Origin of the sequence: Porphyromonas gulae (genome assembly GCF_000765945.1) — a bacterium.
In the GTDB taxonomy this organism is placed as follows: domain Bacteria; phylum Bacteroidota; class Bacteroidia; order Bacteroidales; family Porphyromonadaceae; genus Porphyromonas; species Porphyromonas gulae.
Window position 1 is genome coordinate 1 of record NZ_JRAT01000020.1, and the last position, 12,331, is coordinate 12,331.

Sequence of the window (12,331 nt, forward strand, 5' to 3'; positions counted from 1 at the left end):
TTTCTGCTATGAAGATAAGAAAACTTGCAGATTTAGCAAAGATATTCGCAAACTAATTTGCTGAATATCAGAGATTAAAAAGAATTTTAAGGGACGACTCATTAGTATTTTTACGGGACTGCAAACTCTTTTGCTCTCCCCAGATGGATAGGAATGCAGGCCTCTGTTTGAGTGCTAGAGCCAACTTTAGGGTCTTCTTTCGCGAGTGTTTTTGGATATATGCAGGGATAGCTAAAAACTTCATCCGAATTGTTTTGAGCATCTGTTGCTTGGGTGAATTGATAACCACCAGACGCAATAAACTCATCAGATTATAGGCCATAATGGCCATATTGATCATCGCCTCTGTAGCCCAAAAGTCTTGCTGCACAATGCTGTCCATCGCAAAATCATACTTGAGCTCTTTGATCCTGTTTTCAGCTTCTGCTCGGCCTCGATAGCTACTCCAGACAATGGATGCAGGCAAATCTAAATCTGTGATATAGCAACTGTAACGATATTGGTCTGCATCATATTATTCGGGGAAGAGTACGCCACGTTGAATTAACTTACCAACCGCCTTTTTACGCTTGCTAGAATCCTGACGAACGATAATCAGACGCTCGGCCTTAGCCCAACTATCAGCTTGGTAAGTCGTCTCTGCGACCTCAATCCCATCTGTAACGACCAGCCAGGTCTTGTGACGAATGATGTTGTACTTGACTGTTGAGGTTAAGCGGGCTGCAATGATATAATGAATCTTTTGCTTTTGCAGCACTTCAATAACTGGCTTGTAACAAAAGCCACTGTCGGCACGAACTAGTCCAACTTTTTTACCCTCAAGCTTATGGAGTGTATCTTCAAGAAACGCTAAAAAGTTGTTGCAGGCAGAGGTATTACCAGGCCGCAACCAACAATTGGCAACCATCTTGTGATCTGAAAGAAAGGACATCAGCGGATGGTGGATGACACGACTTGGCTTAGTCGAATTATACCCCTTAGCTGTCCCCTCTTGATCTCCATATATAGTCATGACTGTGGAATCAAAGTCTAGAGTTAAGTTATCGAAGTTAAACCGCTTAAAGAACCATTGATACAAGGCTGAAAAGCAGTCTTGATTCTCTCTCTGACTGAACTTCTTAAAGTAGCGACTGTAAGCCTTGTGGCCGGGCATCTGATTGAAGTTAAAGATTTCAGCCAGTGTTCGATCCTGACGCAGTAGTTCTGTATGACATATGGCAGACGCTCCACACCACAGCGAAATCCAATACCCCAAAATGAGCTGCTCGGGAGGGTACCCTCGATTGGAACCCTGCTCAGGCAAGCCAATGCTCTGTAATACTTGACGCATATTCATTCGATCAAGCATTTCCGCTAAGAGCTTGAGTCCTCCCCAAGGACTCATATGTTTATCGACAAACTCTATTTCCATCGCATAACCAAAATGGTGATCCTAAAAGAAGGTTCGTTAATCAAGTGTATAAGAACCTAAATTAATGAAATAAAGCAAATTCCAAGTCGAAATATCTAATGACCGCCATTAGAAACTCATCCTAATGACAATTCTGGGTTGAATGTACTAGAGTCCCAAATTATAGAAGAAAAAGGCCAAGGATACAGTATAAACTTTCAAATGCGATAGCCCTGCCTATACAGAACACCAGGGATAATTATGTCTCCTCATTAGGATAAGGCATAATCCCCCTTGCGGAGCTCGTTCATGTAGCTCCGCAAGGGGGATTGACAAGCCCTTTTACTCCTTCTTCCACCCAAATTCTTCGCTCCTTGTAGCCGAAGAATGCCTCTTTCCTACATCTCCTTATTTTTCAATGGTCTCATCAGATATATTACGGTTCGAGAACGATGGAGGCTGCCCGCTCTACCGGGTAGCCTCTTCTTTTTTATTACAGCAAAGAAAACCTTGCCTTATGGAGATTGGACATACAGCATTGCCATACAGTATACATTAATAACCCAAAGAATACCGACTCCTCTGTCCGTGCTTTCTGAATCGTCATTTCCATCAAAAATCGGAGAATCAGCCCAATTTTTTCGTCTGATATTTGGTTAATCCAAACAAGTAAGCTATGTTTGCGGTGCACTATCAGACTAATACACATCATCAATTATTAATAAAACGCTGATTATTAGTCAATAAAAGATAGAATCAGACGAAAGGAGACATAGAAAAAAAGAAGACAAACGACAAAAAAAGTATCGCAAAACAAGGAAATACGGGCAAAAAAGTCTCGCCAATATGCACTTGATCTGTAGCATACACGGAAAGAGATAGAATGATATAAAGAGTAAAAAACAGAATACAAACAAAAAAACAGAATAAAACAATGATCAACGCTAGCAACATCAGATTCAGCTATCCGCGACAAAGGTCGCTCTTCGAAGGCTTAAACCTCGAACTACCTAAAGGCAGTATTACGGGACTGCTCGGACGAAACGGCGAGGGAAAAACCACTCTGCTCAAACTCCTATGCGGCCAATTACTCCGAAAGGATGGCAATCTGACAGTATTGACAGAAGATCCGCGACACCGCTCGGTGAAGTTTTTGTCAAAAGTGTTCCTGCTGCAAGAGGAAGTGACCTGCCCGAATGTTACGATCAGAGACTACTTCCGGATGATCACTCCTTTCTATCCCTCCTACTCTCCCGAAGTAGCTCAGGAGATCATCCTCGCGTTCGACCTGAACTGGGATATGAAGCTCGGCAAGGTATCGCAAGGACAGAAGAAAAAGGCTGTCATCGCATTGGCTCTCTCTCTTCGCACACCACTCTTACTGATGGACGAACCGACCAACGGGCTGGATATTCCGAGCAAAAGTGCTTTCCGCCGCTTGATGGCACGATATATAACGGAGGAGCAAACGGTCATTATCAGTACACATCAGGTACGCGATCTGGAGCAGATCATCGATCGCATCGTGATGATGGACAAGAATGCCATCGTCTGCAACAGGTCCGTAGCCGAACTGAGCGAGCGATTTGCTTTCCGCCAAGTGGCACCAAGCGACAAGCCTATATATAAGGAAGGATCCACAATGGGCGAAGTAGGTGTGTATGAGAATACCACCGGAGAAGAAACACCCTTCTCCATGGAGCTGTTCTTCAATGGCATGATAGCCGAAAGAGAGGTATTTAATCGCGTGTTGAACCGCTAAAGCCACCATCACTATGACAGCATTAGTAAACAGCCGGCCGACAAACGTCTGGCAGCGTATCGGCCTCCTCTTCGCCATGGAATGGGGTACTCAGAAGAGAAACATTCTGTACGTAACCGGCACGCTCTCTGTAGTAGCCCTTGCTATTGCCATCCTTATGTCAGTCACCGTCAATGGCCCTATGTCTAAGGAAGGATTGTCTGGGTACATGTTCGGTTTCTTTTCATTGTTTTTAATGACTACAATCGTCTACACCTATATCGCCATTCAAAGACAAGTCAATCACTCCAAGACCATAGCCTATACGATCATACCGGCTTCTGTGGGAGAGAAATATGCGGTTCTCCTGCTTTCTTTTTTGCTTCCGTTTATATGGACTATCGTTCTTTTGGCCATAGCCATCTTGTTTCTGGGTGTCTTTATGCCAAGTACTTGGACAGCCCTGTACGACCTTTGGATGAACCTATTCTTCATAGAACACATTGTATCGGTCGAAGAAGCAGAGTGGGCAGCGGAAATGCTTCGCAATCTGAGATTCTATTTCATCTTGTACAACATCGTGGGCACCTTCTGTAGCATAGCCATGGCTCTTTGGTGCTGCATCAACGTACGAGGTACCACTCAGTCCATTCTAGCCTATATCGGACTCAATGCCGTGCTGGGTATTTTCTCCTCGATAGTCGTATTGCCCGCGATGGTAGCTCGCCTATCCTATATCCAATACAGCAATTCCGCAAACGAGGGAGAAGCTGTGATAAATGCTGTTTTCTCTCCCGAAGTATGGAGCTATCAGCTGATCATATTAGGATTGGTAGGGATACTATTTTATATCCTATCTTATTTCTCACTGAAAAAAAGACAACTACGATGACGACTACACACAATCAACATAAAACCGCTCCCTCCTGTCTCGAACGTATAGGACTGCTCTTTCGCATGGAGTGGTGTACACAGGGACGCAACACCTTATTTTTCCTGTTGGCTCTGCTGGGAGTACTCGTAGGTCTGACTATGCTGCTGCACATAGGAGACGAGCTGAATCCTCTCTCCGTAAAGGACAGAACGCATTTTGACCTTTGGCCTTTGACTCTCGTATGCGTAGCTTTCTACGTATTCCGCATCGTACAAGGCCGGGTCAATAAGTCCGACACCATCACCTACACCTTGATACCGGCTTCTGCCACAGCAAAGTTCGTCGTAATACTGATAGAGGGGATATTGGCATTGTTTTCAGCCGCTGTGGTAAACCAAATAGCCTATACGATAGAGGTACTCCTCTACCCCGCCGTCTTGGAAGCATCGTACTATGCGCCTTATATCTGGCAGACGTCATCAGGCTATGGGTGGTTTTCATCCGGATTCTTGGATCTCTACTGGCCGGGTGTAGTCGTTCTGTTCAATGTACTGTCAGCAGGTATTTACTTCGCCATCAGTGTCCGAAAGCTCACCATGGCTACCGTGGCTTTCCTCCTGACTATGGGAGGAGAGACGATTTTGTTCGGCGTACTGACATCCAATCTGAACCTGTACGGAGAAGATCTTTTCATGGCTCTTTTCTTCGGCAGTATCGGTTTGTGCCTATTCGTTTTATCCTTTATCAACCTCCAAAGACGACAACTGAAATGACCGCTATACTTCAAGCACAATCCATATTCCTCCAAATATCGGACACGATCAAGGACAGGATCCTCTCCGGCGAATATTCAGCCGACGAGCGAGTACCATCTGTCCGCGAATTGGCCGAGCAGATGGAAGTCAATCCCAACACAGCGATGCGAGCTGTCGAACGCCTGCAAATGGAAGGAATGATCTACAACAAGCGCGGACTCGGCTACTTTGTCAGCCCCAACGCTCGCGAAGAGATCCTTGCCTCCCGGCGCAAGAAATTCGTAGAAGAGGTGGTACCGGCCCTATTTAGCGAGATGAAACTCCTCGGGATAGGCCTGGACACCCTCCGATCCGAATGGAACAAGCAAACAGAGAATAATTCATAGACTATATGCGTTTCCTTCTTATCCGCTCCCGTTGCGGCATTGCGAGTCGCCGCTAATGGGGCGGAGCGGAAGAGATCTTCCCTCCTACTACTTCTTTTCGAGCATTCTGATAAGAAATAATAGGAGTTCAACTAGAGACTAAATAAGCAATAGACTCAAAGTATTTGCGATACGTACACAATAAACTACCAATCATCCAAACAATGAAACGAATCGTTTTATCATCTTTCCTGTTCGTTCTGTCCATACTTTCTTTGATGGCACAGAGCAATACCCTCGATGTACACATATCCGGTACAATCAAGGATGCTTCCACCGGCGAATCGATCCCCTATGCCACCGTAAGCATCCGGCCGGCAGGAGCAGATACCACACAGGTGTTCCGACAAGTGACTGACGGCAATGGCTATTTCATCATAGGCCTACCGGCTGCGCCTTCTTACCGCCTCAAAGCCTCCTTCGTGGGTATGAAAACCCATACCATGGAGATTCGGAGAGAGAACGGACAGCAGGATATCAAGGCTGTCGATATTTCGCTCGAATCCGAAGACAAACAGCTCTCCACTATCACCGTATCAGCTGCACGACCGCTGGTGAAGATGGAGATAGACCGCCTGTCCTATAATATGAAAGACGACCCAGCAGCCAAGACGAACAACCTACTCGAAATGCTACGTAGCGTTCCTTTGGTAACGGTAGACGGTCAGGGTAATATTCAGGTAAAAGGATCGTCCAACTTCAAAATCCACCTCAACGGCAGGCCCTCGACCATGGTGAGCAGCAACCCGAAAGAGGTCTTTCGCTCCATTCCGGCCCATACGATCAAACGGGTAGAGGTCATCACCGATCCGGGTGTAAAATACGATGCGGAAGGCACAAGTGCCATCCTGAACATCGTCACAGAAGAAGGCAAGAAGCTGGAAGGATATTCAGGCTCCATCACGGCCAGAGCGAGCACAGACCCCTCTGCGAATGGCAGTGTATTCGCAACTGCCAAATCCGGCAAGGTGGGACTGACTGCCAACTATAATTACTATAGAGGCAAAAGTAGCGACTCACGTTACCTTACTGAACGCACGACCCCAACACTCCAAACGATAGAAGAGGGGACAGGAGAAGAAACCTTTCACGGACACTTCGGTAATGCCCTCCTTTCCTTCGAGATAGATTCGCTCAATCTCTTTACGGTAGGCGGCAACGTACGCCTTTGGGAGATGACCACTGACCGGAACAACGTAGAAAAAAGCTATGACGGCGGCAACCTCATGTCCTACATAGACAGAAAACTCAAGACACAGATGGATGCCGGATCATACGAGCTCAATGCCGACTATCAGCACAGCACACGCCTGCCGGGCGAATTGTTTACCGTCTCGTACCGTTTCACTCACAGCCCGAACAATAGCGAGACCTTCATAGATCAATGGAAACGCGATCCGCTCAATACGGCCAATACGATCCAGTATGCCGGCCAGCACTCCAAATCCGATGCAGGTATGGACGAACATACGGCACAGGTGGACTATACACGTCCCATCGGACAAGCACATTCTTTGGAGGCAGGGTTGAAGTACATCTATCGTCATGCCACGAGCGATCCGCTCTATGAGATACGGCCGTCCGAAGATGCTCCGTGGCAGCCCGGCTCCTTATATCCCCAAAATCTGTCTGCAAGAAAATTCCGTCACGATCAATATATAGGAGCAGCCTATGCCGGTTATAACTATCGTAAGGCACAGTATTCGTTGCAGACAGGCCTGCGTGTGGAAAGTAGCAGGCTGAAAGCACTCTTCCCCGAAAATGCAGCAGCAGACTTCTCTCACAACTCGTTCGACTGGGTACCACAGCTCACGCTCGGCTATACCCCCTCACCCATGAAGCAACTCAAGCTGGCCTATAACTTCCGGATCCAACGTCCTGCCATTAGCCAGCTGAATCCCTACAAGCTGCAGTCCAACGATTATCAGGTACAGTACGGTAATCCCGACCTAAAGTCGGAGAAGCGTCACCATGTCGGTCTCTCCTATAACCAATATGGAGCCAAGGTTATGTTTACGACATCGCTCGACTATGACTTCTGCAACAACGCCATCCAGAATTACACCTTCTCCGATCCGGCCAATCCCAATCTGTTCCACCAGACTTATGGCAATATCGGACGAGAGCATTCTTTCAGCTTGAATACCTATGCCATGTACACGCCGGCCGTATGGGTTAGGATTATGCTCAACGGAAATATCGATCGCAAATACCAAAAGAGCGATGCACTCGACATCGATGTCAGCTCATGGTCGGGGATGGTATATTCAGGTCTGATGTTCACCCTACCGAAGGATTGGACTGTGAACATCTTCGGAGGTTATTATCATGGAGGAAGAAGCTACCAGACGAAGTATGATGGCAATGTATTCAACAATATCGGTATAGCCAAACAGCTTTTCGACAAAAGATTGAGAGTCTCGCTGAGTGCAAACAACATTCATGCGAAATATTCAACATGGAAAAGCCAAACCATCGGCAATGGATTTACTATTGATTCGGAAAATGCCCGTACGCAAAGGAGTGTTTCCCTCAGCCTCACCTACAGCTTCGGTAAGATGAATACACAAGTGCGCAAGGTACAGCGTACGATCGTCAATGACGACCTCAAGCAGACCTCATCCCAAGGGCAGCAAGGCGGCGGACAAGGAGATCCTACCGGCAACTGATCAATGAAACTCTGCAAAAAACACCATACAATGAGAAAAAAGATTTTCGCAGGCCTTGTCGGCCTCATAGGCACAGCACTGATAGCCGGTGCATGCAATATCAAATTCGACAACAAAGGCAAAACAATCACCCCCGAGGGCGATGCCATCACGGAGACTCGCGACATTGGCACATTCGACAGGATCGATGTCGAGGATGCATTTGCCATCCACTACAAGGCCGGCATTCCGACCGATGGGCTGACCATCGAAGCAGCACCCAATCTGATGGAATACATCGTCACGGAAGTAGCGAATGGCGAACTTTCCATCCGACTCAAAGACCGCTATTCGATCCACGACGGGAAGATCGTCGTTAGGGTCGGTTCGCCTACCCTCAAGGCAGTGGAGATGTCCGGTGCCTGTTCCCTGAATGTGGAGGGAGAGCTTGCCGGTGACCGGCTCGATCTGGACATGTCCGGAGCTTCTTCGGTGAACCTCACCGGTCGCCTCAGAGCCTTGGATATAGACGCTTCGGGAGCCTCCGGCATCACTCTGAAAGGTTCCTGCGAGGAGCTCACGCTCTCATGTAGTGGGGCTATTGGTTGCGATGCATCCGAATTCATTACCCAACGCACCGAAGTGTCCATCAGCGGCACGGCATCGGTGAAGATCAATGCCTCGGAGTCTGTACGGGGAAATCTCTCCGGCATATCCTCTCTCGAAAACTACGGAGCCTCTTCGAATGATGAGGTAGTGACCTCCGGCATGTCTTCCTACAAGCACAAATAACCCTATAGAGCAGAAGGGGACGACCCTCACATCAGAATAGGACGACCTAACCAAATTGTTAGGACGACCTAACCGAGTCATTAGGACGACCTAACAGAATCATTAGGACGACCTAGCCGATCGGGTCACTGCTTTTGGATAGAATATGTCGGCATATTTTTCTAATCTTGTGGTCGCTATCGGCAGAATCCAATGGTTTTCTCCTTTCTGCACGACACAACCGAAGAAACAAGCAATTCATCATAATCACTCAACAAAATACCAAGTATGAAACTAAAAATCCTATTACTAACAATCCTGACATTAGGAGGAATGACTGTGCATGCACAAAAGATCACAGGCGACTGGAAAGGAACACTCTCCATTCCGCAAGCCAACATGGAGCTGGAACTCATATTCCACATTACCGGAGAGGGTGCCGACCTCTCCACAACGATGGATGTACCTGCTCAGGGAGCGACGGGCATCCCCGTAGACAAGACCACCTTCGCCGATGGCAAACTGACACTCTCCGCAGCTGCCCTTCAGTTCACATTCAAGGGCACCCTGTCCGGCAACACGATAGAAGGCAATGTAGAGCAGATGGGCTTCAGCCTGCCGCTTACGCTACAACGATTCGAATCCAAATTGCTCGGCAATACAGCCCTCCCTTCGACCGAAGAAGAGCTTAAGGCACTGGCAGCTTTGGACAAGGGCGACTACAAATACAAGGTCGAAGACTACTTTGCCAAACCCAAGGCTTCCGCCTTTCAGCTAAGCCCCAACGGCAAGTACCTCTCATACATGGAAAAGGACGATGCAGGCAAACGCCACGTCTATGTCAAGGAAATAGCCACCGGCACCGTCAAGCGTGCCATCGAAGAAAAGGACGAGCTGATCAAAGGCTATGGATGGATCAATGACGAACGCCTCTTCTTCGTCATGGACAAAGGAGGGAATGAGAACTATCACCTCTTTGCTTCGAATATCGACGGCAGCAATACCCGCGACCTCACTCCCTTCGATGGAGTGAAAGCTTCGATCCTCAACATGCTCAAAGAGCAGAAGGACTACATGATCATCTCCATGAACAAAAACAATCCGCAGATCTTCGAACCCTATAAGCTCAATGTAGTGACGGGCGAGCTGACCCGGCTCTACGAGAATAAGGATGCGGCCAACCCCATTCAGGGTTATGAGTTCGACAAAGACGGCGAACTGCGTGGATACAGCCGTCTCGTAAACGGGATAGAATCCGAGTTGTACTACAAGGATTTGGATACGGGCGAGTTCCGTCTGCTGAAGAAAACACACTGGGACGACACCTTCGGAGTCATCGCATTCAACTATGCCTCCAAGAACAGAGACGAAGCCTACGTACTGACCAATCTGGACAGCGACAAGACTCGTATCGTTCTTTACGACCTGAAGCAGAACAAGATCATCCGTGAGATCTTCGCCAACGAAGACTACGACGTCAGTGGCCTGCACCTCTCTCGTAAGAGAAACTACGAAATAGACCTCATGGCCTACGAAGGCGAGAAGTCCGTAGTCGTACCCGTAAGTGCCACCTACAAGGAGCTGCACAAGCTGATGGAAAAGGAATTCAAGGGCAAAGAATTTTCCGTGGTGGATTACGACGATGACGAGACCATCATGCTGATCGCCGTACAGAGCGACAAGCTATACGGCACCTACTATCAGTTCGATGCTCGCACCAAGAAGTTCACCCTCCTCTACGACCTGATGCCTCAGCTCAAGGAGGAAGACATGGCCGAGATGCGCCCCATCAAATTCAAGAGCCGCGACGGACTCACCATCCACGGCTATATCACTCTGCCAAAAGCAGCCCTCGAAGGGAAGAAAGTACCCCTGATCGTCAATCCTCACGGAGGCCCCCAAGGCATACGCGACTCATGGGGCTTCAATCCTGAGACCCAGCTCTTTGCCAGCCGCGGATATGCTACCCTGCAAGTCAATTTCCGCATTTCAGGCGGATACGGCAAGGAATTCCTCCGTGCCGGATTCAAGCAGATCGGTCGCAAAGCCATGGACGATGTGGAAGACGGTGTACGCTATGCCATCAGCCAAGGTTGGGTAGATCCCGACAGGATCGCCATCTACGGTGCCAGCCACGGAGGTTATGCCACGCTGATGGGTCTGGTGAAAACACCCGATCTCTATGCCTGTGGTGTGGACTACGTAGGTGTATCGAACATTTACACCTTCTTCGACTCCTTCCCCGAATACTGGAAGCCGTTTAAGGAAATGGTCAAGGAGATTTGGTACGACCTCGACAATCCCGAAGAAGCAGCTATCGCCAAGGAAGTGTCCCCCTTCTTCCAAATCGACAAGATCAACAAGCCGCTCTTCGTCGTACAGGGAGCTAATGACCCACGTGTGAATATCAACGAGTCCGATCAGATCGTAACGGCACTGCGTGCTCGTGGATTCGAAGTACCCTATATGGTTAAGTACAACGAAGGCCACGGATTCCATCGTGAAGAAAACTCCATGGAGCTATACCGCGCCATGCTCGGTTTCTTCGCCAAACACCTGAAGAAATAAGCCGGAGAATAAAAGGCTGAAAGCTCAAGAGGGTGCTGCAAGCGTTTCGTCTTTGCAGCACCCTCTTCCTTTTCATCGGCCATACCCAAACATCCTGTCCGACCCCAAAGAAATTTCCGATGGGATCACCTTTGAGGCTCGTACCCTCTCATTCTTTCAAGTGAAGGAATTGGGGATAATGCAGGATTGGGCACTTCTTCTCAACGAATACGGCATCTTACTCCCATATCCCAATCGTATCAGAACCGTAGGATATTCGCCTGCAATGCCAAGTGTTTCTGCCATTTTTCTCGAAAGGCCCTGTTCCTCATTGGGCTGGTTCATATAAGCATGCGAAATACCCATGCCTGTAGCCTTGAGCAGAAGACGCTCCAATACTCTCCCCAATTTTATCCACTGCTCCACCGTGTTGTTCAAAGAGGTAAACAGAACAAAATGAGAAGAAGAGGCTATCTTTCTTCTATCATTTCTATTCTGTGACTTCTCGTTAATGAGTCGGGTGATAATGGTCTTTACAATGAAGCGAGGTAGATTGGGGGCACCGAATACGGCATAGCTGAGTCCGTCTCTCGTTGCATCTTGATGCTTCTTGTTATAGCGCATCCATTGCTGCAATTCTTCTTTGAACTTTTTGTCTCGCATTTGTATGCTGTTGCCCTTGCAAACCATTTCCGAAATAGCGTCGAACTCCTGTGTGCCACTCTTGAAGAAATGAATCCCGACAAAAGGTTCCATATCGTTCTTTTCTGCCAAAGCGGTAATGTCGTTCACAGGAATAATACTTCCATTATAGACACTTCTGTTTGTCTGCCTTACGGATATATAAGGAAACAGAGGAGATGGAGTATCGGAATCCTGCTTAGTAAATCCGATGTGGATCGTGCCGTTTTCTGCGATAGAGACCATCGTCTCGTATCCTCTATGGGCTGCAGCTATACAAAGATTCTCCGTAGCGCATCCAAGGGAGACAAATAGCTCTCGATTATCAGGATCAACTACGGGCAGCGTTTTTGTGAAATCGGGCAGGATGTCGATTCCCGTCTCTTTAATCCTGAATGTCCATGGTTGCGTATTATGCCCTGAAGGAGCTTTGACAGCCTGCTCAATCAGGAACAAATAGTCTGTATCTTGTGCAAATATCTTGCTCATTTCCTCAACA

8 protein-coding genes and 1 pseudogene are annotated in these 12,331 nt (G+C 47.8%); 7 read left to right on the plus strand and 2 right to left on the minus strand.

Going from position 1 to position 12,331, the window contains the following annotated elements; translation table 11 throughout:
* Window positions 1-67: 67 nt before the first annotated feature.
* Window positions 68-1,411 (minus strand): annotated as a pseudogene (locus tag HQ49_RS12200) (IS1380 family transposase).
* 913 nt (window positions 1,412-2,324) lie between these two features.
* Between HQ49_RS12200 and HQ49_RS07210 the strand changes: the two are divergent.
* From HQ49_RS07210 to HQ49_RS07240, 7 genes are all read left to right on the plus strand, one after another.
* Window positions 2,325-3,152 (plus strand): ATP-binding cassette domain-containing protein, encoded by an 828-nt coding sequence (locus HQ49_RS07210; protein ID WP_039419264.1) that lies wholly within the window; start codon window positions 2,325-2,327, stop codon window positions 3,150-3,152.
* Between the two features lie 13 nt (window positions 3,153-3,165).
* Complete coding sequence (locus HQ49_RS07215) at window positions 3,166-4,023, plus strand: hypothetical protein (protein ID WP_039419266.1); 858 nt, start codon at window positions 3,166-3,168, stop codon at window positions 4,021-4,023.
* Window positions 4,020-4,778, plus strand: coding sequence for a hypothetical protein (locus HQ49_RS07220; protein WP_039419267.1), 759 nt, complete (start codon window positions 4,020-4,022; stop codon window positions 4,776-4,778). Before HQ49_RS07215 ends, HQ49_RS07220 begins: the two co-directional genes overlap by 4 nt.
* The gene (locus HQ49_RS07225; RefSeq protein ID WP_018965985.1) at window positions 4,775-5,146 is read left to right on the plus strand and encodes a GntR family transcriptional regulator; all 372 of its coding nucleotides are present in this window, start codon (window positions 4,775-4,777) and stop codon (window positions 5,144-5,146) included. The genes HQ49_RS07220 and HQ49_RS07225 overlap by 4 nt, the downstream gene beginning before the upstream one ends.
* Window positions 5,147-5,349: 203 nt before the next feature.
* Entirely contained in the window at window positions 5,350-7,854 is a 2,505-nt protein-coding gene (locus HQ49_RS07230; RefSeq protein ID WP_235290090.1) for an outer membrane beta-barrel family protein, read from the plus strand.
* Between the two features lie 30 nt (window positions 7,855-7,884).
* Window positions 7,885-8,625, plus strand: a complete 741-nt coding sequence (locus HQ49_RS07235; protein WP_039419270.1) for a head GIN domain-containing protein — start codon at window positions 7,885-7,887, stop codon at window positions 8,623-8,625.
* 267 nt (window positions 8,626-8,892) lie between these two features.
* Window positions 8,893-11,172, plus strand: coding sequence for a S9 family peptidase (locus HQ49_RS07240; RefSeq protein ID WP_050563593.1), 2,280 nt, complete (start codon window positions 8,893-8,895; stop codon window positions 11,170-11,172).
* A 156-nt stretch (window positions 11,173-11,328) separates the two neighbouring features.
* On the opposite strand, the gene HQ49_RS07245 is transcribed toward HQ49_RS07240, so the two are convergent.
* Window positions 11,329-12,321 (minus strand): Acg family FMN-binding oxidoreductase, encoded by a 993-nt coding sequence (locus HQ49_RS07245; RefSeq protein ID WP_018965981.1) that lies wholly within the window; start codon window positions 12,319-12,321, stop codon window positions 11,329-11,331.
* Between the last annotated feature and the right edge of the window lie 10 nt (window positions 12,322-12,331).